We start from the raw sequence: 25,341 nt of genomic DNA, 5'->3' as shown, positions 1-25,341 counted from the left end.
AACAAAGGAAGGAACAAAACACCCCCGCGTTACCCCCCCCCCAGGGGGGGTCCCCCCGCCGTGGCATTGGTGCCTCAGCCCATCCGCTGCCGGTGGCGCTCGATGGCAGCCTCGTAGACGCTGACCGTCTCGCGGGCGATCTTGTCCCAGCTGAACTCATCGATGCAGCGCTGGCGCCCGGCCCTGCCCATCTCGGCGGCGCGGGCGGGGTCGCGGGTCAGCTCGTTGACCTTGGCCGCGAACCTGGCCTCGAAGTCCTGCACATAGGCGGGGTCCTCAGCCTGCGCCGGGTCGTAGGCCACCAGATGGCCCGTCTGCCCGTCCACGACCACCTCGGGAATGCCACCGACCGCGCTCGCCACGACAGCGGTCTCGCACGCCATCGCCTCGAGGTTCACGATGCCCAGCGGCTCATAGATCGACGGGCAGGCGAACACCGTGGCGTGGCTGAGCACCTGGCGCACGCTGGTCCGCGGCAGCATCTTCTCGATCCAGACCACCGGGGCGGTGCGTTCCTTCTTGAGCTCGTCGAATGCGCCGTTGAACTCGGCGGCGATCTCGGGGGTGTCCGGGGCCCCGGCGAGCAGGATCAGCTGCACATCAGGGTCGAACTGCCGCGCCGCCCGCACCAGGTGGATCAGCCCCTTCTGACGGGTGATGCGACCGACGAAGACCACGCTCGGCCTGTCGAGGTTCATGCCGATCTCGGCGAGCACATCGGTGCCGGTGTCGGGCTTGAACTCCTCGGTGTCGATGCCATTGCGGACGACGTGCACCTTGCCCGGGTCGAGCTCGGGGTACGACTCGAGCACGGCCTTGCCCATGCCCGCGCTGACCGAGATCACGGCATCGGCGCCGTTGAACGCGGTGCGCTCGGCCCAGGAACTCAGGTGGTAGCCACCGCCCAGCTGCTCGACCTTCCACGGGCGGTGGGGCTCGAGCGAGTGCGAGGTCACGACATGGGGGACCGACAGGAACAGCCCACCGATGTGGCCGGCGAGGTTGGCGTACCAGGTGTGGGAATGCAGCAGGTCGACGTCCTGGGGCAGTGCATTGACCATGGACAGGTCGGCCCCGAACACACGCAGGGCAGCGTTGGCCCCTTCGGGAAAGTTCTCGGCGTGCGCGGTGGCGCCTTCGCGCGGTTCACCCATGCACTGCACATCCACGTCGATGAGCTTGCGCAACTGGGGAACGAGCTGGGCCACGTGCACGCCCGCGCCGCCGTAGATGGCCGGCGGGTACTCACGGGTAAGCAGGGATGCCTTCATGCCCCAGATCGTTCCACAAATTGGAGCGGGTGCCGGGACTTGAACCAAGTTCTCCCCACAGGAAGTGGGGCGCCTCACCCATAGGCCTCACCCGCGTGGTCGAAACGACGCTCGAACCACTTTAGCCCACTCCGGCCCCGGACGCGCAGCAGCCGCGCCGAGAGTGATCGGCGCGGCTGCTGGGGTGGGGGCCGGGGAGGACGACCCGCCCCCACCAGGTCGTCAGGCAGGCTCAGCCAAGCGTGCCGACGACCTCGTTCGGGGTGTGCGGCAGCGTGCCGGTGACCATCACCTTGCCGACACTCAGTTCGATGCCATGCACCTTCTTGGTGGCCGGGTCGGTGACATAGGCCCAGTGGCCCTGGGTGTACAGCGTGGGACGGGGCTGGCGCCAGTCCGTCGGCTCGGTGAACGGTGCCACCACCTTCACGGTCTGTTCGACCTCGGCATGCTCGGCGTGGATCACGCGCAGGTTGCCGTCATTGGTCAGCACGACCGGATCGCCGTCGGCAGTGATGCCGAGCCCGCGGAAGGTGTAGGCGGCCTTCAGGTCAACGGTCTTCATCGTGGCGGTCTCGGTGTCGATGACCACGACCTGGGTGGGCTTGGCATCGGCCGAGAGCTTGTAGTCGCCGAGCACCCAGCGCTGGTCAGGCGAGCCGAACAGGTTGCCGATCCGGGCGTAGGCCGGCCCAGCCTTGACCTTGGTGATCACAGTGCCCTTGACGATGAGCACGCCGTCCTCACAGCCGATCACGACCGCACCCTTGGCGACGGCCGAGCCATGCTGGCCGGGGCATTGCGTCGACTCGGCCAGGGTCTTGCCGGAAGCATCGATGATGCGGATGCCTTTCGCATCATCGCCGTCCGCGATGGAATGCAACAGGGCACCGTCAGCGAGCGGGATGGCATTGCCGTGGTGGGGCGGCAGGGTCAGGGTGCGCACGGGCTTGGCATCGGCCTTGCCCAGGTCGGCGGTGTTGTAGACCTCGACCGAGCCGTCGCCGTCGTCGAAGATCGCGGTCAGCTCACCATTGGGTGATACATGGCCAACCTTGGCAGCGCTCAACGGGGTACCCAGCGAGGGGGTGGTCGTCTTCGAGTCGCCATGGTCGCCGTGGGCCTGGGTCCAGGAGCCGAGGTCGAGCGGGATGAGCTCGGTGCCGGCGTCGAGCAGGGGGTGGCGGGCGTTGCCGCTGGCCCGCAGTCGCAGGTCGCCGTCGTGGTCGAGCGTCTTCACCGGCTTCAGCGTGGTCGCGTCCACCACCGTCACCCCGCCGGTGTGGGTGAAGGCCAGGCGGGGAACGCGGGCGTCCTCGTTCTTGGTGCCCCCTTCTTCGCCATGGTCGTCATGCTCGTGGTCGTGCTCGTCGTGCTCGTCCGCCGGGGTGCTGGCGGGGATGGAGGTCGATGGGGACGAACCGGTCGAGGACGACGAACCACAGCCGGTGAGAACCAGGCAGATGGCCAGGGCAGGCCCGACCATGACGGCCAGGGGAGAACTCTTCAATCTCATATTGAGAATCATTATCGACTCTGGGTGGCTTGTCAAACGAACTTTGGTGATGGAGTTTGGAAACACTTGGCGGACTCTTGCCACGACGGGCCCGAACCCGGATAAGTTCGTGGCATGCAGAGTCGCCCCAAGGTCTTGTCCATCGTCCTCGCCGGCGGTGAGGGCAAGCGCCTGATGCCGCTGACCGCGGATCGGGCCAAGCCCGCTGTGCCGTTCGGTGGCACCTATCGCCTGATTGACTTCGTGTTGTCGAACCTGGCCAACTCCGAGTTGCGCCAGATCGCCGTGCTCACCCAGTACAAGTCCCACTCGCTCGACAGGCACATTTCACTGACGTGGCGCATGTCGACGTTGCTGGGCAACTATGTGACCCCGGTGCCCGCCCAGCAGCGTCTGGGGCCGCAGTGGTACCAGGGCAGCGCTGATGCCATCCACCAGTCGATGAACCTCATCGTTGACGAGGACCCCGACTACGTCGTCGTGTTCGGGGCCGACAACATCTACCGCATGGATGTCATGGACATGTTGCGACGCCACATCGACTCGGGGCTCGACGCCACCATCGCCGGTATCCGGGTGCCCCGCAAGGATGCGTCGGCCTTCGGCATCATCGATGCGGACGAGTCCTCGAAGATCACCCAGTTCCTCGAGAAGCCGGCCGACCCGCCGGGCCTGCCCGGCTCGCCGGACGAGTCGTTCGCGTCGATGGGCAACTACGTGTTCACCCGTCGCGCCTTCGTCGAGGCGCTCGAGGCTGACGCGTCCGACCCGGATTCGAAGCGCGATATGGGCGGCAACATCGTGCCGTGGTTCGTGGGTCGTGGGCGGGCCCAGGTCTATGACTTCTCGTCGCAGTCCGTGCCCGGCTCGACCGAGAAGGACAAGAACTACTGGCGCGACGTGGGCACCATCGACGCCTATCACGAGGCGCACATGGACCTTGTCTCGGTCGACCCCGAGTTCAACCTGTACAACCCCGAATGGCCGATCTGGACGAACCAGGTGCAGGCCCCGGGCGCGAAGTTCACCCTGCGCGGCACGGCCGAGGATTCGATCGTGAGTGCCGGGTGCATCATCTCCGGCGCGGACGTCGACCACTCGGTGCTGAGCCCGAACGTGCGGGCGCACAAGTACTCGAAGATCAACAGTTCTGTGCTGATGAACGGTGTCACCGTCGGTCGTGGTGCACGGATCGAGAACGCCATCCTCGACAAGGGCGTGAACGTGGCCCAGGGTGCCGAGGTCGGCGTCGACAAGGAACGCGACCTTGCCCGCGGCTTCCACGTCTCGGCCGGGGGCATCACCGTTGTCTCGAAGGGCACCCAGGTCTCGGCCGACTGAGCGGGTTTCCTGCTGCATGATGAAGCCCCCGGGGACAGTTCCCCGGGGGCTTCGTCGTGATGGGTGCGCGGAGTGGGTCAGTTCTTGACGGCGACCAACAGGCCCGTGCCCACCGGCAGTAGCGTCGGGGTGACCTCGTCGGACTCGAGCACGGCACCCAGCGCCTCACGAATGATGACGACCTCGTCGTCCTCGTTGTAGGGGTCGGCGACCAGGTTGCGCCACAGCACGTCGTTGAGCACCAGCAGGCCGCCGGGGCGCAGCAGTCGCAGCGCCTGTGCCACGTATTCGACGTACTCGAGCTTGTCGCCGTTGATGAAGACGATGTCGTAGGCGGCGTCGCTCAGGCGTGGCAGCACGTCGAGCGGGATGCCGGCGATCAGCCGGAACCGCGACGTCGGGATGCCGGCGGTGGTGAAGGCGCGGCGGGCCTCGGCCTGGCGGTCGGCCTCGGGGTCGATGCTGGTCAGCACGCCACCGGGGCTCATGCCCTCGAACAGTGCCAGGCCGCTCGTGCCGCTGCCGGTGCCAACCTCGACCACCTGCTTCGCCCCCACGCTGGCGGCGAGCACACGCAGCAGGGCTGCGCTGCCGGTGGGCAGGGCCTCAATGCCCAGGGCTGCCGAGGCCTGCCTGCTGGCAGCCACGGCATCGCTGGGCAGCACGAAGTCTTCTGCGTAGGCCCAGGAGCGCTGGTCGAGTCCGTCGGAGTTCTGCGGTGAAGTCACAGGCACAGCCTAGCCACTAGCATGGCTCCCATGACTGATGGTGCTGACACTTCCACCCCGCAGTCCGGTCCCCGTCTCGGCCGGCTCGTCACTGCGATGGTGACGGCATTCGCCGACGACGGGTCGCTCGACCTCGACGGCGTGCGTCGCCTGGCGACCGAGCTGGTCGACGACCAGGCCAACGATGCCCTCGTGGTGAACGGCACGACGGGCGAGTCGCCGACCACCACCGAGGACGAGAAGTTCGCCACCGTCACCGCCACGCTCGAGGCCGTCGGCGACCGGGCCACGATCATCGCCGGGGTCGGCAGCTTCGACACCGCCCACACCGTGCGCATGGCCAGGCGCGCCGCCGACGTCGGCGCCCACGCGCTGCTGGTGGTCACGCCGTACTACTCCAAGCCGGTGCAGCAGGGCATCGAGGCCCACTTCCGCGCCGTGGCCGACGCCACCGACCTGCCCGTGATGGTCTACGACATCCCCGGGCGCACCGGAGTGCCGATCGCGCCCGAGACGCTGGTCTCGCTGGCCGAGCACCCGAACATCGTCGCCGTCAAGGACGCCAAGGGCGACATCGTCAGCTCATCGGCCGTCATGGCTGCCACCGACCTCGACTACTACGCCGGTGATGATGCCATCACGCTGCCGCTGCTGTCGGTGGGCGGGGTGGGCGTGGTCGGCACGTCGACGCACTTCACCGGACGAGGCATGCGCGAGCTCATCGATGCCGCCCTCGCCAACGACTGGGCCCACGCCCTCGAGGTGCACCGCCGCTGGCTGCCGGCCTTCACGGGCGTGTTCGCTGCTCCCGGGTGCTGCATGGTCAAGGCCGGGCTTGAGCTGGCCGGCCGCGGCGTCGGCCCCGTGCGCCTGCCGATGGTTGCGCCCGACGACGCCGTCGTCCGGGAGTTCCTGGCGAAGGTGCACACCGCGGCCCAGGGCTGAGGGGACAGCAGTTCACAGCCTGCTCTTGGGAACGCATGGCAAAATGGTGCGCATCCGGTCGCTGGTGCGGTCGGCGGACAACACGCTGGGGGAGGTGCGATGGCCCGTCATGACGAGCAGGACTGGGTGGCACCCACCTGGGAGGAACTGGTCCGCGACCACTCCGACATGGTCTACCGCGTCGCCCTGCGGCTGACCGGCAATGCCCACGATGCCGAAGACCTCACGCAGGAGGTCTTCATCCGCGCGTTCAAGTCGATCCACAAGTTCGAACCGGGCACGCTCAACGGCTGGCTGCACCGCATCACCACCAACCTGTTCCTGGATTCGACCCGACGGCAGAAGAAGATCCGCTTCTCGCCCATGGCCGAGGCCCAGGAACGTGTCGCCTCGAGCGACCGCGGCCCTGCTGACGCGATGCTCGACACCTCGCTCGACCATGACGTGGCCCGGGCACTCGCCGACCTGCCACCCGACCACCGGGTGGCCGTGGTGCTGTGCGACATCGAGGGCCTGAGCTATGAAGAGATCGCCCAGATTCTCGACATCAAGGTCGCGGCGGTGCGCAGTCGCATCCACCGCGGACGCCAGGGACTGCGCCGCCGCCTCGCCCACCGCAAACCCGCCGAGGGCCACTCCCATGTGCAGGGGGCGCCGGACGAACAACCCGGCCAGGCCCGCGACCTCGACCCCGACCCGCAGCTGGCCCAGGTGCTCAAGCGATGATCCAGCGAGACCCTCTTCCCGTCGCCTGCCGAGAGGCGCGACAAGCCCTCGACGCCGTGCTTGACGATGTCGCCTCAACCCAGACCTCGCAGCAGGTGCAGCACCACCTCGCCGAGTGCCCCGACTGCAGCGCGGCGGCAGGTGAGGTGAAGAATGTCGTCTCGGCACTGCGCGATGCACGCCCCGCCGAGGCCCCCGCCGACCTGTCCGCCAGGCTGGCCGCAATCGCCGGGGCCGAGGCCTCGGACCCACTGTGGCTCTCGCGTCCGGGCGACGGGGTGTTGCCCAGTCCCCGCAGGGCGCTGCGCAAGGGTGCCCTGACCGGCTCGGCGGCTGTGCTTGCCTGCGTCGGTGTGCTGTTCACGCTGGGGCTGATGCTGGCCCCGCCGCTGCCGGTGATCAGCGACCCCGGTGCGGCAGCCGACCGCGAGTTCGACCTGTCGCTCGGCATCGGGCCCGGTGCCCAGGCCGTGAACGCCGTCGTCGCCTCGGCCCAGGGTGGCCAGCTCAGTCCCACCCCGACCATTGATCGTCCGGGGCTGATGACGTCGCTCGCCTGGAGCCGCATCACCCACGACCAGGCCCTGTCGATGCTGCTCAACTCGGTGCAGGCACAGGTCGGCTACGTCGGCATCCAGCGCGTCACGCTGTCGGGCCAGCAGGGCTATGTCACCGCCGACGTGCAGGTGGCACAGCAACCGGGGACGGGCGTGAGCGTGGCCGTGCTCAACTCGTCCGGCGCCGTGATCAGTTCAGGCATGATGCCCGCCAACCAGGGCGATGTCATCAACACCCTGCCGCCCAGCGCTGAGTTCTTCCGCATGACAGACGGTGGCACCATCGCTGGTCACCGCGCGGTCCTGCTCGAGGGCAAACGCGCAGACAGGTCGCTGGTGGCGCGCTGGTGGCTTGCGCCCGACCTGGGCCTGGTGCTGTGGAACGAGACCTTCGATGCGACCGGGCAGCTGGTGCGCTCGGCCGGGTTCACCGAACTGGGCCTGACCAGCAACATGCCTTCGCAGGCCAGCCAGGTGCCGTTGCAGTTGTCCAAGGCGCCCGCCGAGGTGGCCTCGGCCACCGGGGCCATGTGCACAGGTGGGTTCAGTTGTGCCAGCGACCTCGCCGGCTTCCGGCTGCAGTCGATCAGTTCGGACTCGCCGCACAACCCCGACGTCGTGCACGCCGTCTATGAGAAGGACGGTGTCTGCGTCACCGTGCTGCAGCAGCGGGGACGCCTCGGCGACACCGCGGCCGCCAAGAGCCTGGGCGTCTCGGCCGACCGGTCGACCGTGACCTGGCAGTCGGGCGGCGTGGTCTACACCGTGACCACCAACGCCGGGCCGTCAGTCGCCCAGGTGGTGGCCGGCGAATTGCCGCACCAGGAACCGGCGAGCATGCACCCGGTCAAGCGGTCCTGGTCGGGGCTCGCGCGGCTGGTCGGGCTCGGACCTCGTTGAGCAATTGGCTAGGGTGTGAGTCGTGGACATTGGCCTGCCTGAAATCTTGATGCTCGTGGTGCTGGGTGTCGTCATGTTCGGGCCCGAGAAGATCCCGCCCCTGGCGCGCAAAGCGGCAAAGGTCATCCACTTCCTGCGCGGCATCGCGAACGACGCCCAGTCGCAGTTGCGCTCCGAACTCGGCCCCGAGTACGCCAACTTCGACATCCGCGACCTGAACCCGCGCACGTTCGTGGCCAAGCACCTGCTGGGCGACCTGCAGGAAGACCTCAACGACATCAAGAACGACCTCACCGGCATCAAGTCCGACCTGCAGGCCGAGGGCAAGGACCTCACCGAGATCGAGAGCGCCATCAAGAAGACGGACGAGGCCCTGGCCACGACGTCGAGCGCGGGCTCGACGGTGGGCAACTACTGGAACGCCGCGCCCTATGACCTCGAGGCGACCTGAGTCGCCCCGAGGCCTGCCGGGTCAGACAGCCTGCAGGTTCAGCCGCTGGCCCGTGAGGTTGCGACGGCGACCGTCGATCGCGGCAGCGAGCGCGAACATGGCCTGGGCTGACGGGTGCTGCGGGTGGCTCTCGACGATCGGGTGACCGGTGTCGCCGCCCTCGCGCAGTTCGATGTCGATCGGGATCTGGCCGAGCAGCGGCACGTCATAGCCGAGGCGCTCGGTGAGCACCTTCGAGACCTGCTCGCCGCCGCCCTTGCCGTACAGCTCGACCTTGTGGGTCTCGCTGCAGTGCGGGCACGTGGTCTCGAGCCACGACATGTTCTCGACGACACCGATCACGCGCTGCTGCATGATGGCAGCCATCGTGCCGGCCCGCTCGGCGACCTCGGCGGCAGCCTGCTGCGGGGTGGTGACCACGATCACCTCGGAGTTCGGGATCTTCTGGCCGAGGCTCATGGCGACGTCACCGGTGCCCGGGGGCAGGTCGAGGATGAGGTAGTCGAGGTCACCCCAGTAGACGTCGGCCAGCAGCTGGGTCAGCGCCCGGTCGAGGATCGGCCCACGCCAGGCGATCACCTGGTCGCGGCTCGGCTTGAGCATGCCGACGCTGATCACCTTGAGGTCACCGGCGGGCACCGGCATGATCATCTCTTCGACGGGGGTGGGGCGGGCATCGCCCACACCGAGCATGTCGGGCACCGAGTGGCCATAGATGTCGGCGTCGAGCAGACCGACCTTGCGCCCCTGCTTGGCCAGGGCCACGGCCAGGTTCACCGTCACCGACGACTTGCCGACACCGCCCTTGCCCGAGGCGATCGCGATCACCTTGGTGAGGTTGCCGGGCTGGGCGAAGGGGATTTCACGCTCGGGAATGCCGCCACGCAACATCGTGCGCAGGGCCTTGCGCTGTTCGTCGTCCATGACGCCGAGTTCGACCTGCACATTGGTCACGCCCTCGACGGCGGACACGGCGTTGGTCACCTGGGTCTGCAGGGGGCCCTTGAGGGGGCAGCCCGAGGTGGTCAGCAGGATGCGGACGTGAGCTGCGCCGGCATCGTCGACCTGGACGTCGTCAACCATGCCCAGTTCGGTGATGGGTCGCTTGATCTCGGGGTCGTCGACCGTGTGCAGGGCAGCACGGATCTGGGGCAGCAGCGGATGCTCGTCAGTCATGTCTCATCTCTAGGCCAGTTCGGGTGCAGATTCAAATTCTCCCACTCGTCGTGGACGCTGCTTCGTCGGGTTCGTCCTTTTTTTCGATTTCAGCCAACAGCTCACGCAATTCTGCGCGCAGCTCGCTGCGGACGTAGTCACGCGTGGCCAGTTCGTTGACGCTCATCCGCAGGCTGGCGATCTCGCGGGCCAGGAAGTCCATGTCGGCGCGCGACTGGGCCGCGACGCGACGGTCCTCGTCCAGGCCCAGGCGGTCACGGGACTCCTGCCGGTTCTGCGCCAGCAGGATCAACGGCGCCGAATACGACGCCTGTGTCGAGAAGGCAAGGTTGAGCAGGATGAACGGGTAGGGGTCCCACCTGAACCCGAACAACCCGATCACATTGAGGGCGATCCAGACGACCACGATGATGGTCATCCACAGCAGGAACGTGGGGGTACCCATGAACGAGGCCACCCCTTCGGCGAACTTGCCGAATGTTTCGGGCCCGAACGAGAGTCGGGGCCACCGCGGGCCAGTGCGTTCCGCGGGTTGGTCGAGGCGCACCTCGCGCCCAGTTGAACTAGCCACTGATCACCTCCTGGGGTTCGGTCCCGTCCATCTGGTCGCCGCGCCAGTCCTCGGGCAGCATGTGGTCGAGCACGTCGTCGACGGTCACCGCACCCACCAGCCGCTGCTGGTCGTCCACGACGGGGGCGACGACGAGGTTGTAGGTCGCGAAGTATCGGCTGACCTCGGGCAGGGTCGTGTCGGGGTCCAGGGGCTCGAGGCCGGCGTCGACCAGCCCGGCCACGGTGATCGAGGGCGCCTCGCGCAGCAGCCGCTGCACGTGCACCGCGCCGATGTAGCGCCCCGAGGGCACGTCGAGTGGTGAGCGGCAGACGAACACCATGGACGCGAGCGCCGGGGTGAGCTCGGGGATGCGCACCCGCGCCAGGGCGTCGGCCACGGTGGCGTCGACGCCCAGGATCACCGGCTCGGGCGTCATCATGGCGCCCGCGGTCGATTCTTCATAGACCAGCAGGTTGCGTACGTCCTGGGCCTCTTCGGCGTCCATGCGCTGCAGCAGGTCTTCGGCGAGCGCCTGTGGCAGTTCGCGGATCAGGTCAGCGGCGTCGTCGGGATCCATTTCCTCGAGCACATCGGCGGCGCGTTCGGTGTCGAGGGTCTGCAGCAGGTCGACCTGTTCGTCCTCGGGCAGCTCTTCGAGGGCATTGGCCAATTGCTCGTCGTCGAGGGCGTGGGCGACCTCGAGGCGGCGTTCGGGGTCCATGTCGTGCAGCTCGCGGGCCATGTCGGCCGGGCGCATGTCGGCCAGTTGGGCCAGCATCTGGGTGGTGTCCTGGTCGACCGACCCCGTCACCGCGGCCCCGACCTCGTGCCAGTCGAGCGTGTAGACGTGGCGGCGTCCCCGGCCCAGCAGCCCACGGTTGACCCGTTCGGTCAGCGCGACCTCGTCGAGTTCCCATTCCTTGTTGCGCACCTGCCGCATCGAGATGTCGGCGATGACGGCCTGGGTACCGTCCGGGCGGTCGATGACCCGGTCGAACAGGTCTTCGACCACGAGTTCTTCAGTGTCCCGCCGGGTGAACCGGCGGGTGTCGACGGCCCCCGAGATCGCCACCTGGGTGGGGTCGATCGCATGCACCCGGATCATCGGGATGAAGATGCGTTTGCGGGCGAACAGTTCGACGACCAGACCCCGGCACCGCGGTGGTCGCCTGCCGGTGCGCTGCTGCACGACGACGTCGCGCACCTTGCCGACGGGGTCACCGAGGCCGTCCAGCACCTGCAGGCCGACGATGCGGGCGATGAAGATGGACGAAGTGCTCACGGGCTGAAATCTATTGCACGGGCCCCAACCGGCGGGGCATCGCGCGCGCCGTAGTGTGGCGTCATGACGTCTGTCGGCCTGTCCCAGCCAGCGCCTCGTCCCGCCCGCGCCCGCCGCACGGTGCTCGCCGTGCCCGGCTCGAGCGAGCGGTTCATCGCCAAGGCGCGCGGGCTGGCCGCGGACTGCATCTTCCTCGACCTCGAGGACGCGGTGGCCCCCGCCGAGAAGCAGGCCGCACGCGCCCAGGTGATCGCGGCGCTCACCAGCGGTGGCACCTGGGCCCCGGGCACCATCACCGTGCGCGTCAACGACTGGACCACCCCGTGGACGACGCAGGACGCCTGGCAGGTCGTCACCGGCGCCGGCGCCCACATCGATGCCCTGGTGCTGCCAAAGGCCACCAGTGCCGCCCAGGTGCACGCCCTCGACCTGGTCGTCACCCAGGCCGAACAGGCCGCGGGGCTGCCGGTGGGTCGCATCGGGTTCGAGGTGCAGGTCGAGGACGCCGCCGGCCTGTTGCATGTCGGCGAGATCGCCTCGTCCAGCCCCCGCATCGAGACGCTCGTGTTCGGGCCGGGTGACTGGATGGCGTCGATGGGCATGTCGGGGTTGTCGGTCGGCTCGATCCCCGAGGGCTACCCGGGCGACCACTTCCACCATCCGATGGCCACGATCCTGGTGGCGGCCAGGGCAAACGGCCTGGCGGCCATCGACGGGCCGTTCGTCGGCATCGGCGACCCGGACGGGTTCCGCGCGTCGGCACGCCGCGCCGCGGCGCTGGGCTATGACGGCAAGTGGGTCATCCATCCCAGCCAGGTCGAGATCGGCAATGAGGTGTTCAGCCCCGCACCCGAGGTTCTCGACCGGGCCCGGCGCATCGTCGCGGCGTACACCGAGGGCGGTGCGATCGTCGTCGACGGCGAAATGGTCGACGAGGCGGGGGTAAAGGTGGCGCGCGCGATGCTTGCCCGTGTGGGGGAGTAGTCGCGGGGCGCACCGACTAGGGTGGGACCATGTCGATCCCCGCGAGTGGCATCCCCGACCTTGGCCGCGCCCTGATGCTGGAGTTCCCGCAATCGGTGGCGGTCTATGACACCTATGCCGACGCGCAGAAGGCCGTCGACTTCCTGGCCGACCACCAGTTTCCCGTCGAACAGATCGTGATCGTCGGCACAGAACTCAAGACGATCGAACGGGTGACCGGTCGGCGTACCTGGGGCAATGTGCTCAGCCAGGGGGCGGTCTCGGGCCTGTTCATGGGTCTGCTGGTGGGCCTGCTGCTGGGCATCTTCATTCCGGGATCGTGGCTGGCGAGCCTGTTCGCCGGCCTGGCCTTCGGCATCCTGTTCGGCATGGCCAATGCCGCGCTGACCTATGGCATGAGCCGTGGACGACGCGACTTCAACTCGGTGCGCGACACCATCGCGAGCAAGTACGAGGTCATGGCCGAGCACAAGGTGGCCCAGCAGGCCCGCGACATGCTCATCAAGGCCCCGGGTGCATGGCAGCGCCAGTACAGCGGTCACGGCGGGGTGGTCCAGGACCCGTCGCAGGACCAGCAGCAGCCGCCGGCGCAGCAGCCCCCGCAATGGTGAGCAGCGAGTTCTGGGACGAGCGCTACCGCAACCCGCAGTACCTGTTCGGCTACCGGCCCAACGACTTTCTCAAGGCCAACGAGATCATGCTGCGCCATGGCTCGCGGGTGCTGTGCATCGGTGACGGCGAGGGGCGCAACGGTGTCTGGCTGGCCGAGCGTGGCCACCAGGTGACCACGGTCGACATCTCACCCGTCGGGGTCGACAAGGCCCGTGCGCTGGCCGCTGAGCGCGGCGTCGAGCTGGACGCACAGGTCGCCGACCTGACTGACTGGGTGCAGTCCGATGCCGCCCAGCAGCCCTGGGACGCCGTCGTCTCGATCTTCTGCCACCTGCCGGGCAGCGTCCGTGGCGGCATCTGCCAGGCGCTGGTGGGGCTGATGGCGCCGGGCGCCAAGCTGGTGCTCGAGTCGTACTCGCCGGCCCAGCTGCAGTTGGGCACCGGTGGCCCGCCGAATGAGGACCTGTTGCTGACGCGCGAACGGGCGCTGCGCGACTGGGCCGGGCTGGTGCTCGATGTGCACCTGGTCGAGCGGCGCATCTTCGAGGGGCCGGGCCACCAGGGCCTGTCGAGCGTCGTGCAGGTGCTGGGCCAGAAGCCCCGCTGACCCCCTCAGGGGGTGCACTCTCAGAGCCACCGGTTGCGCCGGAAGGCAATGAGCAGCACCACCATGATCACAGCCATCGCACCCAGCGTGATGAAGTAGCCGTAGCGCAGGTGCAGTTCGGGCATGTGGTCGAAGTTCATGCCATAGATGGCACCGACCAGCGTCGGCACCGCCAGCACGGCGACGGCGGCCGAGATTTTGCGCATGTCCTGGTTGTCCTTCATCGACAACCGGGCAATGCCCGCCTGCAGCAGGTTGGTGAGCACCTCGTCGTAGCTGGCCACGGCTTCACGGGCCTCGGTGTGGTGGTCGGCCACCTCGCGGAAATAGGCCTTCGAGTCGTTGGGGATCAGCGCCAGGTCGCGGGTCATCAACGCTGCCAGTGGCGCCGACAACGGCACCACTGCACGGCGGAACTCGATCACTTCGCGCTTGAGCTGGTAGACCCGTTCGAGGTGCAGTGCACCCTCGGGGGCAAAGATGCTCTCCTCGATGTCGTCCAGGTCGTCCTCGATGTCGGTGACCACTTGCATGTAGTCGTCGACCACCCGGTCACAGACTTTGTAGAGCACCACGTGGGGTCCGCCGGCGAGCAGTTCGGGTTCAGCCTCGAGCTCGTGGCGCAGGGTTCTGAGCGGCGATTGCTCACCACGGCGCACCGTGAGCACGAAGTTCTGGCCCAGGAAGACCATGATCTGGCCGGTCGAGACCACCTCGCTGGTGTCGGTGAGCCGGTCATGGGGGCTGTAGGCAACGGTGTTGAGCACCACGAACAGCGAGTCATCGAAGTTTTCGAGCTTCGAGCGGAAGTGGCCCTCGACGGCGTCCTCCATCGCGAGCGGGTGCAGGTTGAACTGGGTGCCGAAGTGTTCCATCTGCTCAACTGTGGGGTCCTTGAGGCCCATCCAGATGAAGCCGTGTCCCACCTTGGCGCGTTCGGTGGCGGTGTGCAGGTCGTCCATCGGCTGTTTCAGGCCGTCGACGTACCACCCCCACGCCACGACTGCTTCGTGGGGGTGCGGGTCGGTCGACATCAGCTGCCCTGCGCGAGCAGGCCGGCCATCCACGACTCGACGTCATCGGCCGCGCGTGGCAGCTTGTCGGACAGGATGCGGCAGCCGTCCGCAGTGATGACGATGTCGTCCTCGATGCGGACGCCGATGCCCCGCAGTTCGTCGGGCACCAACAGGTCAGTGGCCTTGAAATAGAGACCGGGCTCGATGGTGATCACCATGCCCTCAGCCAACCTGCCCTCACGGTAATGCTCGGCGCGGGCCTGGGCGCAGTCGTGCACGTCGAGGCCAAGATGGTGACTGGTGCCGTGCACCATCCAGCGGCGGTGCTGGCCCCCGTCGGGGCCGAGCGACTGCTCGGGGGTGACCGGCAGCAGACCCCACTCGTGCAGCCGGGTGGCGATGACGGTGATCGCGGCCAGGTGCACGTCCTTGAACGTGGTTCCGGGCTTCGCCACCGCCATCGCCGCCTGCTGCGCTTCGAACACGACGTCATAGACCCTTCGCTGTGCGGGGCTGAAGCGCCCGTTGACGGGCAGGGTGCGGGTGATGTCGGCGGTATAGAGGCTGTCGAGTTCGACACCGGCGTCCATCAACAGCAGGTCGCCGTCGCGCAGGTCGCCGTCGTTGCGCACCCAGTGCAGCGTGTTGGCGTGGTCGGCCCCGGCCGCGATGGTGTCGTAGCCCACGGCATTGCCGTGGTGTCGGGCGTAGAGCCCGAAGACGCCTTCAACCCAGCGTTCGCCCCGTCCACGACGCACCGCCTCGGGCAGGTCGGCGACCACCGCTTCGAAACCCTCGGCCGAGGCATCGCAGGCGAGCTGCAGCTGGTCGATCTCGAAGGTGTCCTTGACCAGCCGCTGTTCCGAGGCGGCGATGGCGAACTGCTCGTCGAGCTCGGACTGGTCGGCGTGGCCGTGGTCGGCGCGCAACTGGTCGATGCGTGCAGTGACCGCGTCGTCGGCGACGCGAAGCACCCGGATCGTGGTCGACTCAAGGTTCTTGGCCAGGTGTTCATCGAGCTGGCTGATCGGCGCGCAGGCAAACCCGACCATCGCCGCCATCTCGTCAAGCGATTCGCGCTGTCCCACCCACATCTCGCCGTAGCGTGCGTCGGAATAGAACTCGGGGTCGGTGCGCGGGGCCCGCGGCTTGAAATAGAGCGTGGGCGCGTGGGTTGCGGCCACCCCGTCGATGACCTCGCCGTTGTCGACCGGTTCGAGCACCAGCACGGCATCGGGTTCGCGGTCGCCGCCCAGGCCCGAGTAGTACGCGAACGCCGTGTCGGGGCGGTAGGGGTAGTCGGTGTCGTTGGCGCGGACCTTGAGCCCGCCTGCGGGCACCACGAGGCGCTCCCCGGCGAACTTCGCCCCCAGGGCCGCCCGTCGCGCCGGGGTCCACGCGGACGCCGCCAGCGCCGGGGGCAGCTCGGCGGGATAGGGCGCCCACCCGGTGGGGATGAAGTCGCGGAAGGCCTGTGAGAAGGGTGACTGCCGGTTGGGCACCTCTTCGGGGGTGGTCGGCTCGTCTTCGCTCACTGCGGTCGTCTCGTTCTGGTCGCTCACGGGTGGCGCCTCCTGTTCATCGCACCCGTCATCCTAGGCTTCGGCCATGCACCTGCACGACCGACTCGACCGAACTGACTGGCCGGAACGGCTCACCCTGCTCGGCGTCGAGGACGAGGACCGCGCACCACTGCTGCGGGCGGTGGGCGCGGTGCTGGCCGATGAGGACCTGGTGGCCCGGACCACCTGGCTGGCCGAGCACTACCTGTTGCCCTGGATCGGTGCCTGGCGAGGGGTGTTCGAACGGGATGGGTTCTGGCCCGGTGAGGTCTTCGACCCGGTCATGGCCGGGGCCCAACCGCTGTGTGCGCTGCTGGCCACGGTTGATGACGTGCGGGCGTTCCATGCGTCGCGGGGCATTGACGAGGCCACCAGCTGGGCGTCGCTGGCAGACCTCGGTCAACAGGTCGCCAAGCACCGGGCGGTCACGGGGCGCACGGGGCTGACGCACTTCAACTGGCTGCGCAATGTCTGGGCGGGCTGCTACATCCGGTTGGGGCGGCTGCAGTTCGAGCTGTACCGCAGCGACCTGGATGGCACCCTGCCGGCGCCGGTGACGATGCTGAACACCCACATCCCGGCCGGGGGATCGATGGCGCCCGGACTCGTGGATGAATCACTGCAGCGGGCGCCGGCGTTCTTCCGGGAGCACTTCGGTGACCAGCTCGACGAGGGCGGGTTGGACTGGCTGACCTGCTGGTCATGGCTGCTCGACCCACAGCTGGGCCAGCTGTTGCCGGGCAGCAATGTCGCCGATTTCGCCGCGCGCTGGCAGGCGTGCTCGTCGTCCGGGAACGATCGCGACGGGTACTACTTCGTCTTCGACATCGAACCGCTCGAGGGCACCGCCTTGCCCTACGGGGTGGACGAACTGCCGCAGCGCACGTCGCTAGAACGGGCCCTGGTGGGGTTGTGGCGCTCCGGTGGGCACCTGCAGCGGGTGCGTGGGCGAATCCGGTGTGGTCAGGTGCGGGTCGAGCGCTGAGAACAGGGTCTCGGCGATCACCTGGTGGCCATCGGCATTGGGGTGGTCGCCATCGCCGGCGAGCAGACGGGTGGGGTCGGCGCGGCCCAGCGGGCCCTTGAACGGCACGTACAGGTCGACAAAGCCGATGCCCAGGTCGGCGGCCACCGCCCACAGCGTCGCATTGGTGCGCCGCGTGACGATGTCGGCGATGCGCAGGTGGTGCAGGCCCTTGCCGGCACCCACCGAGCCGTCGGCGAAGACGTTCCAATAGCCGGTGAGCCAGACCCCAGCCGCCCCACCACGCAGCCGCACCACCTCGCCCAGGGCGTGGTGCAGGCGCCGGGCGAGCCGGGACAGCGCCGCATCGAGGTCCGCGCTGCCGGCGTCGGGGCTGGTCAGGGCCTTGGCCGACAGGTCGTTCGCGCCGATCGTGATGACGATGACGTCGGCGGTCCTGACGGCGCGCCGCGTCAACGGCAGGCGCAGTTGCAGGGCCAGCATGCGCGTGGTCAACCCGGGGATGGCCAGGTTGGCGGCGCGTGCCGGACGCCCGGTGGCTTCGGTGATCCAGCGGACGAGCAGCTTGGCATAGGTGCGCCCGCCCGAGCCGACGCCCGCCGGCACGGAGTCGCCCAGCACCAGCAGCCTGAACGGTTCACTGGTGGACGACATCACTCGCCTCGGCGGGGGTGGGCGCGGCAGGTTCGTCACCCTTCGGGGCGCCGCGTCGTCCGAACGATGGTGGGGTCAGGAACGCCTCGGCCCGCAGCATCGCGATGGCCACCTCGACCAGGTCGCCCGCGCGTTCGTAGCAGACGTAGCGGGGCTGCCAGTCGGGTTCGTACTTGGCGTTCGAACGGTAGAGCGAGGCGAGCTGGGCGAACCGGCTGATGAACATCAGGGTGCGGTACTGCAGTTTCTGCATGGGGCCCGCGCCGAGGCGGTCACCACGCTCGAAAGCCTCGCGGAAGACGGCGAAGTTCAGCGAGATGCGGGTCATGCCCTGCCCACGGCACCACTCGACCAGTTCAGTGACCATGGTCTCGACGGTGCCGTTGACGGCGTCCGGCTTGCGCCGCATCAGGTCGAGGGAGAGCCCGGTGGTGCCCCAGGGCACCATGTGCAGCACGCCGCACAGGTGCCCGTCGACGAAGGCACGCACCAGCACGCAGTCGCGGTCGGCGGGGTCGGCGAAGCGTCCCAGGGCCATCGAGAAGCCACGCTCGACTGGACCGTCGCGCCAGGCGTCGGCGGCTGTGCGCACGGCGGCGACGTCGTCGGCGCTGAGGTCACCCACACGGCGGATGTCGACGGTCAGGCCCTCTCGCCGGGTCTTGGTCACGGTATTGCGCACACCCTTCATGGCCCGGCCCGACAACGAGAAGGTGGTGACGTCGAGCACCGCCTCGTCGCCCAGTTCGAGCACCTCGAGGCCCGCCTTCTGGTAGGCCCTGGCGCCGGCCTCGCTGGCCCCCAGGACGCCCGGCAGCCAGCCGAACTCGCGGGTCTGGGTCAGCCAGGCCTCGATGGCTTCGCCGAACAGCCCCGGGTCACCGATCGGGTCACCGCCGGCCAGGCTGACCCCGCCGACCACCTTGAAGCTGATCGCCGACGTGCGCGAGGGGCTGAAGACGACACACCGGTCACGGCGCAGCGCGAAGTAGTCCAGGGACCCCGGGCGCTTGTTGCGGGCCATCAGGGAGCGCAGTTCGGTTTCCTCTTCGGGGCGCAGCGGATGCGGGCCGTCGCTGGGGCGCAGGGCCACGGCCAGCACCGTCAACAGCGCCGCGGCGCCGATCATCAGCAGGCTGACCTGCCACCGGGCGGCAACGGCATCGCTGAGGTATTGCACCCTGTCGTTGAGCCCCACCATGCCGGTGACCGAGTTGAGCACACGGTGCCACAGCGTGGTGCCGACCGCCTGGCCATGGTGGAACAGCGTCTGCAGCGCGGTGCCGAGCAGCACAGCGGTCACGAAGGCACCCACGGCCACGCCCAGGGTCTTGACTGCCGAACGGGGACTGTCCTTGGCAGCGAACTGGGCTCGTCCGGTGATGAACAGGGCCAACAGGGCGAGGCTGAGCAGGGCCTGGGCGAGGTCGAAGTCCTTGATCATGTGCAGCACGCTGGTGGCGCCGAGCAGCAGCACAGAGGCCCACCAGGCGCTGCGCAACCCGCGCCGCACCCCGCGCGCCAGCACGATCAGCAGGATGCCGGCGATGGCGGTGCCGACGCCGGCGACATGGGCGGCGAAGACATAGCCCCAGTCGTTGATCACCTCGAGTCGCGGACGCAACCGCGGCACGAGGGCACTGACCAGGTCGATCAGACCCATCACCCACAACAGCACGGACAGTGTGCGGGGGGCCGTCAGGTGTCGCAGCAGGTCACGCGGGCTTTTCACGCCACAAGGCTACGTCCGCAGCGGGCGCGGCCTAGTAGAGTCGGGCTCCACAAGTCCATCCAGGAGGCCCCCATGCAGGCATCACCCACCGACCAGCGTCGGCTGCTCGAGCTGGCCGAGGTCGACCTCGCCATCACCCGTGCGAAGCACCGTCGCTCGACGCTGCCCGAACTGGCCCAGCTGGGCGACCTGGCGGGCCAGCGCAAGGCTGTGACGCAGACCCTGGTGGCCGCCGAGACAGCGCTGAGCGATCTGGTGGTCGAGCAGGATCGCTTGGAGGCCGACCTGACCCCGGCGCGCGCCCGGCTGGAACGCAACCAGAAGAAGGTCGACGACGGTGAGATCGCCGATCCCAAGGCGCTGCGCGCCATGGTCGAAGAGATCGAGCACCTCAAGGGCCGCATCACCAAGCTTGAGGACGAGGAACTCGAGCTGATGCAGCAGATCGAGGATGCCACCGCCGTGCGCGATGACATCGCCGGCAAGCGGCGGGTGATCGACGAGCAGGGCCGGGCCATGCTGGGCCGGCGCGATGCGGCCTTCGGCGAGATCGATGCCGAGGTCACCGAGCTGTCGGCGCGGCGCGAGGGTGTCGCGCGGGTGCTGGCAGCCGATCTCGTGGGCCTGTACGAGAAGGCCGCGGCCAAGGCCGGGACGGGTGCCGCGAAGTTCGCTGATGGCCGCTGCCAGGGTTGTCGGGTTGAGGCCGATGCCGCCGATCTGCGCCGCTACTCCTCGGCCGGGCCCGACGACGTCGTAAGGTGCGAGGAGTGCGGCCGGATCCTGGTGCGCGCCTGAACACCGTCCCCCACGAGAGGACCCGAGATGCCCGTCCAGCAAGTCCGCGTCGACGACCACGACCTTCCCGAGCCGATCCGGCAGGCCTTCGAAGACCTGCGTGACGAGTTGGGGGTGCCGACCGCGTTCCCCGCCGACGTGCTCGCCGAGGTGGACGAGGTGGTGGCGCGTGGCTACGACACCACGCTGGGACATGAGGACCTGACGTCGATCCCGTTCGTCACCATCGACCCGCCGTCGTCAATGGACCTGGACCAGGCGCTGCACATCGAGCGGGATGGCTCCGGCTACGTCGTCCACTACGCCATCGCCGACGTCGCGGCATGGGTGCGGCCCGGTGGTGCCATCGACGCCGAGGCGCACCGGCGCGGGCAGACGCACTACGCACCGCACGTGCGCTACAGCCTGCACCCGCCCACGCTGAGTGAGGGTGCGGCGAGCCTGTTGGACGACGGGGTCGCCCGACCGGCGCAGGTGTGGCGCATGCAGGTCGCCGAGGACGGGTCGCTGTCTGCGGCGACCGTCAGGCGCGGGCTGGTGACCAGCACCGCCAAACTCGACTATGCGAGCGTGCAGGCCGACATCGACGCGGGCCGGGCCCGCGAGTCGCTGATGCTGCTGCGTGAGGTCGGTCAGCTCCGCGCCCGGGTCGAGGCCGACCGCGGCGGCGTGTCGCTCAACCTTCCTGACCAGGAGGTGCACGTCGAGGACGGCACCTGGGCGCTCGAATACCGTGAGGGCCTGCCCGTCGAGGACTGGAACGCCCAGATCTCGCTGATGACCGGCATGGCAGCAGCGTCGATGATGATCGAGGGTGGCGTGGGCATCCTGCGTACCCTGCCGCCAGCCGATGCCCGGACGATCAAGCTGCTGCGGTCGGTCGCCCACCGGCTGGGGCTGCCCTGGGCCGCCGACGTTGGCTATGCGGAGTTCGTGCGGGCACTCGATGTGACCAACCCCGCCGCCCAGGCGATGATGCTCGCCTGTGTGCGGCTGTTCCGGGGTGCCGGGTACACGGTGGTGGTGCCCGGTCTCGCACCGGACCAGCGCGTGCACGGGGCGCTGGCGGCCGAGTATGCGCACACGACTGCTCCGCTGCGCCGGTTGGTCGACCGGTATGTGGGCGAGATCTGCCTGGCGCTGTCGGCCGGGCGTGAGGTGCCGGAGTGGGCCGTGGCCGAGCTCGATGAGTTGCCCGAGACGATGAAGCAATCCGATCGCCGGGCCAAGTCGTTCGAGCGGGGTATCAACGACCTGGTCGAGGCGTTGACGATGCAGCACCGGGTGGGGGAGCGGTTCAGCGGTGTGGTGCTGCAGGTTGATGAGAAACGCCCCGACGAGGGCGTGCTGTCACTGGCCCAGCCGGCGGTCGAGGGCCCGGTGCGCGGACGACGGCTGCAGCTCGGCGCCGAGATCGAGGCGCAGTTGGTGAAGGTCGACGTCGCCCGGGGCAAGGTGGAATTCAAGGCGGTCTGAGGTCACCCGCTGACGTGGTGGGTCACCTCATGCTGGGTGCACAGGGCGGCAGTGGCGATGGCGAACTCGTCATAGGTCGCCCGCGGCACCGCGGCAAACCGCACGGGCCGACCGACGGGGTCGTGGTGCGTCTTCAGCAACAGCGTGCCGGTGACGCCCTGGCTGAGCTGGCGCCAGTTGCTGGTGCCCAGCGTGACCTGGGTCAGCTCGTGCCACGGCGTGGTGTGGCCGCCTGCGGTGATGCCGTCCTCGTCGACCGTCACGATCGTCGCCCCGGTCGGGTGAGCGGCCGCAGCCCGTGCGGATCCGGCACGGCGGAACGTGAGGGCGGCAGCGGCGGCCAGCAGCAGCGTGACCAGCCCGACGCCGACCTGCTGGGTGCGGGTGCCGGTCGCGGTGGCCGCGAGCACGGTCACGAGGACGAGTCCGGCAAGGGCGAGCGCGGCGAAGATGAGCGCCTGGTGGCGGCTGCGGCGGGCGAGGTCGGCGGCCAGCTCGGGGTCAGCGGTGAGTGCGGCCTTCATGGCAGACGGGTTTTCCTCAGGTGGGGGACGAGCCGGCCTGTAAGCCGGGTTCTGTCGTGGATGATCATCTATCTGCGACCGTTGTTGCCAACGGCCTTCCGCTTGCGCGGTGCGACCTACCCGGACGCTCGGGCGGGCAGCCCTCAAGCACGTCCTGTCTGGTCTTGCTCCAGGTGGGGTTTACCGAGCCACGCCAGTCACCTGGCGTGCTGGTGGTCTCTTGCACCACCGTTTCACCCTTACCAACCGTGGTTGGCGGTCTGTTTTCTGTGGCACTGTCCCGCGGGTCACCCCGGGTGGGTATTACCCACCACCTTGCCCTGTGGAGCCCGGACTTTCCTCAGCGTTGCCGCCGCGATCATCCGGCCGACTCGTCCGACTCACGATTCTAGCGGTTCGGCGCCGCTCGGCCGATCACGGCAGGCGGGGGGCCGGTCCGTTCGGGGCGGGGGTCATGCCGGGCATCGGCACCGTGAGCACCTCGGCACCCTGCGGGGTCACCACGATCGTCTGCTCGAACTGCGCCACGCGGGAGTGGTCCTTGGTGACCACGGTCCAGCCGTCGTCCCACTGCTCATTGGCGGCCGCGCCCAGGGCGAGCATCGGCTCGATCGTGAAGGTCATGCCGACCTCGATGGGGGTGTCCAGGCGGGGCTCGTCGTAGTGCAGGATCACCAGGCCCGAATGGAAAGCGGTGTGCACGCCGTGGCCGGTGTATTCCCTGACCACGCCGTAGTTGAACCGGTTGGCATAAGACTCGATCACGCGTCCGATGACCGAGATCGGACGGCCGGGCTTCACAGCCTTGATGCCGCGGTTCATGGCCTCCTGGGTGCGCTCGGTGAGCAGGCGTGATTCCTCGGGAACGTCACCGCAGTAGAAGGTGGCGCAGTTGTCACCGTGCACGCCGTTCTTGAAGGCGGTGACGTCGATCTTGACGAGGTCGCCGTCCTCGAGTGGGCGGCCGTCCGGGATGCCGTGGCAGATCACCTCGTTGACGCTGGTGCAGCACGACTTGGGGAAGCCGCGGTAGCCGAGCGACGAGGGGTAGGCGCCGTGATCCATCATGAACTCGTGGGCGACCTTGTCGAGGTCATCGGTCGTCACGCCGGGGGCGATCGCCTTGGCTGCCTCGTGCATCGCCTGGCAGGCGATCATCGACACCTCGCGCATGGCCTCGATCGTCCCTGCATCCTGCACGTGGCTGCCCAGATAGGGCTGCGGTGCGGACTTGCCGACGTAGTGGGGCCGGGGGATCGACGCCGGCACGGGGCGCGGGGGACTGACGGGGTACGGCTTGACGATGGTGCTCACCGTGGCGAGTGTAGTCGCAGGGTGACCGGTGGGCAGGGGCGTGCGATTGATGCGAGGACGAGCGGCTGCGTGGGTGGTCTCGGGCGGTCGACGCGCGCGGGGCTTCGCATGGGCATCGTGCTCGCCTGTGGAGCGTGACGGGTAATGGTGTGCGGGAACCTCGGTCTGGGACGAGGTTTCTGCACGGTGTTGCTGCTGCGCGATGTTGCCGGCGATTCTCTGGCGCCAGCCATGCGGGGCGAGGCCGCTGGAAATAGCCGCTGGAAATAGTTGTCCACAGATCTTGCGCGGGGGTTGTGTGGGGGTCCCGGGCTTGAGAGAATAGAACAACTGTTCGACACGAGGTGGTGTCGGGTGGTGTTTCTGTCCAGTCGAGATGAAGGGGCGAGGTGGTCCGGATGGGATCCAACGCCGCAACACCTGCAAGACCAACTCCAACACGAACCAGACCTGCGCCAGCCGCGCCTGACCCGGAGCCGGCTGGGGCGTGGCCGAGGCGGACACGCAAACCGAGGCCGCCGATTGACCGTCGGCCCTCCGAGCAGCGGTTCGCGAAGACCGAGATCAGCGCTGCAGGGGCGCGGGCGAAGCTGGTCGCGTTGAATGATGCGTTCCTGGCCAAGTGCCGCGCGGAGGCTGAGGAGTTCCGGCTCTATGCCGAGTTCGCCGACCAATACAGCTACATCCCCGAGGAATCGCCGGTGCTGGCCGGTACGGAGCGGTTGGTGCAGTGGGGCGGCGACGGCACCCCGGGGGTGGCGGAGTTCTGCACCCTCGAACTCGCCGCGGCGCTGAAGCAGTCCGAAGAAGCCGTCAGGGTCCACATCGCCCACGCCCTCGCTGTCAGACATCGGCTGCCGAACACCTGGGCCGTGCTCATGGACGGCCGGCTCCGCGTCTGGCAGGCCACCGAACTCGCCAGCGCCACCTGGCAGCTGTCCTATGAGCAAGCGGTCGAACTCGACCGGGACCTGCCGCACTGGCTCAACACCATGGCGTTCGGCCGCGTGCTCGAGTTCATCAAAGCGTGTGTCAAAGAGCTGCTGCACGACCCCAACCAGCCACCACCGGACGAGACCCTGGCGAGACGGCGGGTGGACATCAACACCCGCGGCGTCGACGGCTCCGGGGCCGGGGTCGCCGACGTCTCCGCGACGATTGATACGGCGGATGCGATCTTCCTCGACGCCCAACTGAACCGGCTCGCCGAAATCCTCGCGATGGGTGGCAACCGCGAGTCCCAGCAGGTCCGCCGGGCCCAAGCGCTCGGCCTGCTCGCCACCCCAGCGCGGGCGTTGCAGCTGCTGCAGGCCGCCCTCACCGATGAGCTGCCCGGCGAGGCTGACGGGTTCAACCCGGACTGCCCCGCACAGGGCCAGCGCGGTCACACCTGCGGCACCATCACTGTTGACCCCGACCAGCTACTGCCCCGCACGGAACTGGTCGTGCATCTGACCGACAGCACCCTGCACACCGGTGAAGGGCTGGTGAAGGTCGAGAAGGCCGGCTCCCTGCTCGCCGGCTGGGTCAAACACCTCACCGGCAACACCCGCATCAGCGTCCGGCCGGTGCTGAACCCGGAAGAGCTCGCACCGACCGACGCCTACCACGTGCCGGCCCGGATGCGGGAA

Annotated in this window: 23 protein-coding genes, 1 tRNA gene, 1 other RNA gene and 1 pseudogene; 12 read left to right on the top strand and 14 right to left on the bottom strand. The window is 68.5% G+C overall.

Translation table 11 applies throughout. From position 1 onward, the window contains the following. Positions 1-74 precede the first annotated feature (74 nt). The 3 genes from glgA to ACQCX5_RS07065 all read right to left on the bottom strand — a co-directional run bounded on the left by glgA (position 75) and on the right by ACQCX5_RS07065 (position 2,781). Positions 75-1,271, bottom strand: coding sequence for a glycogen synthase (glgA, locus tag ACQCX5_RS07075; RefSeq protein WP_434541329.1), 1,197 nt, complete (start codon positions 1,269-1,271; stop codon positions 75-77). Positions 1,272-1,292: 21 nt separating this feature from the next. Further along, a tRNA-Gly gene (locus ACQCX5_RS07070) sits at positions 1,293-1,366 on the bottom strand. 137 nt (positions 1,367-1,503) lie between these two features. Continuing rightward, on the bottom strand, positions 1,504-2,781 hold the full coding sequence (locus ACQCX5_RS07065; RefSeq protein WP_434541328.1) for a hypothetical protein: 1,278 nt from the start codon (positions 2,779-2,781) through the stop codon (positions 1,504-1,506). Between the two features lie 120 nt (positions 2,782-2,901). Between ACQCX5_RS07065 and glgC the strand changes: the two genes are divergently transcribed. Then, positions 2,902-4,128, top strand: a complete 1,227-nt coding sequence (glgC, locus tag ACQCX5_RS07060; RefSeq protein WP_434541327.1) for a glucose-1-phosphate adenylyltransferase — start codon at positions 2,902-2,904, stop codon at positions 4,126-4,128. A 77-nt stretch (positions 4,129-4,205) separates the two neighbouring features. Here the strand turns inward: glgC and ACQCX5_RS07055 are convergent, their stop codons facing one another. Next, positions 4,206-4,856, bottom strand: coding sequence for an O-methyltransferase (locus ACQCX5_RS07055; RefSeq protein WP_434541326.1), 651 nt, complete (start codon positions 4,854-4,856; stop codon positions 4,206-4,208). A 30-nt stretch (positions 4,857-4,886) separates the two neighbouring features. Between ACQCX5_RS07055 and dapA the strand changes: the two genes are divergently transcribed. The 4 genes from dapA to ACQCX5_RS07035 all read left to right on the top strand — a co-directional run bounded on the left by dapA (position 4,887) and on the right by ACQCX5_RS07035 (position 8,435). Then, entirely contained in the window at positions 4,887-5,801 is a 915-nt protein-coding gene (gene dapA, locus ACQCX5_RS07050) for a 4-hydroxy-tetrahydrodipicolinate synthase (protein WP_434541325.1), read from the top strand. Positions 5,802-5,900: 99 nt separating this feature from the next. Then, a complete protein-coding gene (gene sigE, locus ACQCX5_RS07045) occupies positions 5,901-6,527 on the top strand; it encodes an RNA polymerase sigma factor SigE (protein ID WP_434541324.1) in 627 nt (208 codons plus the stop codon). After that, complete coding sequence (locus ACQCX5_RS07040) at positions 6,524-7,984, top strand: zf-HC2 domain-containing protein (RefSeq protein ID WP_434541323.1); 1,461 nt, start codon at positions 6,524-6,526, stop codon at positions 7,982-7,984. The genes sigE and ACQCX5_RS07040 overlap by 4 nt, the downstream gene beginning before the upstream one ends. Before the next feature lie 22 nt (positions 7,985-8,006). Further along, positions 8,007-8,435: a sec-independent translocase gene (locus ACQCX5_RS07035; protein WP_434541322.1), complete on the top strand. Its 429-nt coding sequence runs from the start codon at positions 8,007-8,009 to the stop codon at positions 8,433-8,435. A gap of 21 nt (positions 8,436-8,456) precedes the next feature. Here ACQCX5_RS07035 and ACQCX5_RS07030 read toward each other — a convergent pair whose 3' ends face one another. Genes ACQCX5_RS07030 through ACQCX5_RS07020 form a run of 3 tightly spaced genes read right to left on the bottom strand, consistent with a single transcriptional unit; the run spans position 8,457 to position 11,446 of the window. Then, a complete protein-coding gene (locus tag ACQCX5_RS07030; RefSeq protein ID WP_434541321.1) occupies positions 8,457-9,611 on the bottom strand; it encodes an Mrp/NBP35 family ATP-binding protein in 1,155 nt (384 codons plus the stop codon). 31 nt (positions 9,612-9,642) lie between these two features. Beyond that, entirely contained in the window at positions 9,643-10,182 is a 540-nt protein-coding gene (locus ACQCX5_RS07025) for a DUF1003 domain-containing protein (protein ID WP_434541320.1), read from the bottom strand. Beyond that, complete coding sequence (locus ACQCX5_RS07020; protein ID WP_434541319.1) at positions 10,175-11,446, bottom strand: magnesium transporter MgtE N-terminal domain-containing protein; 1,272 nt, start codon at positions 11,444-11,446, stop codon at positions 10,175-10,177. The genes ACQCX5_RS07025 and ACQCX5_RS07020 overlap by 8 nt, the downstream gene beginning before the upstream one ends. Before the next feature lie 63 nt (positions 11,447-11,509). Here ACQCX5_RS07020 and ACQCX5_RS07015 point away from each other — a divergent pair, with 63 nt between their 5' ends. The 3 genes and pseudogenes from ACQCX5_RS07015 to ACQCX5_RS07005 all read left to right on the top strand — a co-directional run bounded on the left by ACQCX5_RS07015 (position 11,510) and on the right by ACQCX5_RS07005 (position 13,649). Continuing rightward, entirely contained in the window at positions 11,510-12,430 is a 921-nt protein-coding gene (locus ACQCX5_RS07015) for an HpcH/HpaI aldolase/citrate lyase family protein (protein WP_434541318.1), read from the top strand. Between the two features lie 29 nt (positions 12,431-12,459). Next, positions 12,460-12,969 (top strand): annotated as a pseudogene (locus tag ACQCX5_RS07010) (general stress protein); the annotation flags it as partial. Positions 12,970-13,034: 65 nt separating this feature from the next. Further along, a complete protein-coding gene (locus ACQCX5_RS07005) occupies positions 13,035-13,649 on the top strand; it encodes an SAM-dependent methyltransferase (RefSeq protein ID WP_434541317.1) in 615 nt (204 codons plus the stop codon). Between the two features lie 20 nt (positions 13,650-13,669). Here ACQCX5_RS07005 and corA read toward each other — a convergent pair whose 3' ends face one another. Then, entirely contained in the window at positions 13,670-14,683 is a 1,014-nt protein-coding gene (gene corA, locus ACQCX5_RS07000) for a magnesium/cobalt transporter CorA (RefSeq protein ID WP_434541316.1), read from the bottom strand. Beyond that, entirely contained in the window at positions 14,683-16,227 is a 1,545-nt protein-coding gene (locus ACQCX5_RS06995; RefSeq protein ID WP_434541315.1) for an aminopeptidase P family protein, read from the bottom strand. The genes corA and ACQCX5_RS06995 overlap by 1 nt, the downstream gene beginning before the upstream one ends. 46 nt (positions 16,228-16,273) lie before the next feature. Between ACQCX5_RS06995 and ACQCX5_RS06990 the strand changes: the two genes are divergently transcribed. Beyond that, entirely contained in the window at positions 16,274-17,212 is a 939-nt protein-coding gene (locus ACQCX5_RS06990) for an acyltransferase domain-containing protein (RefSeq protein WP_434541314.1), read from the top strand. On the opposite strand, the gene ACQCX5_RS06985 is transcribed toward ACQCX5_RS06990, so the two are convergent. Together ACQCX5_RS06985 and ACQCX5_RS06980 are read right to left on the bottom strand one after the other, a co-directional pair. Further along, entirely contained in the window at positions 17,117-17,866 is a 750-nt protein-coding gene (locus ACQCX5_RS06985; protein WP_434541313.1) for an SGNH/GDSL hydrolase family protein, read from the bottom strand. The genes ACQCX5_RS06990 and ACQCX5_RS06985 overlap by 96 nt on opposite strands. Then, positions 17,850-19,598 carry a phosphatidylglycerol lysyltransferase domain-containing protein gene (locus ACQCX5_RS06980; protein ID WP_434541312.1) on the bottom strand — a complete coding sequence of 583 codons (1,749 nt, stop codon included), beginning with the start codon at positions 19,596-19,598 and terminating at the stop codon, positions 17,850-17,852. The genes ACQCX5_RS06985 and ACQCX5_RS06980 overlap by 17 nt, the downstream gene beginning before the upstream one ends. A 72-nt stretch (positions 19,599-19,670) precedes the next feature. Between ACQCX5_RS06980 and ACQCX5_RS06975 the strand changes: the two genes are divergently transcribed. Both ACQCX5_RS06975 and ACQCX5_RS06970 read left to right on the top strand, forming a co-directional pair. Next, entirely contained in the window at positions 19,671-20,396 is a 726-nt protein-coding gene (locus ACQCX5_RS06975) for a zinc ribbon domain-containing protein (protein ID WP_434541311.1), read from the top strand. A gap of 27 nt (positions 20,397-20,423) precedes the next feature. Then, positions 20,424-21,872, top strand: a complete 1,449-nt coding sequence (locus ACQCX5_RS06970; RefSeq protein ID WP_434541310.1) for an RNB domain-containing ribonuclease — start codon at positions 20,424-20,426, stop codon at positions 21,870-21,872. A 2-nt stretch (positions 21,873-21,874) separates the two neighbouring features. Here the strand turns inward: ACQCX5_RS06970 and ACQCX5_RS06965 are convergent, their stop codons facing one another. From ACQCX5_RS06965 to map, 3 genes are all read right to left on the bottom strand, one after another. After that, positions 21,875-22,396, bottom strand: a complete 522-nt coding sequence (locus tag ACQCX5_RS06965; RefSeq protein ID WP_434541309.1) for a hypothetical protein — start codon at positions 22,394-22,396, stop codon at positions 21,875-21,877. Between the two features lie 24 nt (positions 22,397-22,420). Next, an RNA gene (gene rnpB / locus ACQCX5_RS06960) (RNase P RNA component class A) lies at positions 22,421-22,770 on the bottom strand. A gap of 40 nt (positions 22,771-22,810) precedes the next feature. Beyond that, positions 22,811-23,710: a type I methionyl aminopeptidase gene (map, locus tag ACQCX5_RS06955; protein WP_434541308.1), complete on the bottom strand. Its 900-nt coding sequence runs from the start codon at positions 23,708-23,710 to the stop codon at positions 22,811-22,813. A 599-nt stretch (positions 23,711-24,309) separates the two neighbouring features. Between map and ACQCX5_RS06950 the strand changes: the two genes are divergently transcribed. Then, positions 24,310-25,341 (top strand): DUF222 domain-containing protein (locus ACQCX5_RS06950; protein ID WP_434541307.1); only part of this gene is annotated, 1,032 nt, incomplete at its 3' end.

Source organism: Aestuariimicrobium sp. G57 (assembly GCF_050110855.1).
Lineage (GTDB): Bacteria > Actinomycetota > Actinomycetes > Propionibacteriales > Propionibacteriaceae > Aestuariimicrobium.
Note: the sequence above shows the minus strand (reverse complement) of the source record. Positions and strands in the feature narration are given on the sequence as shown.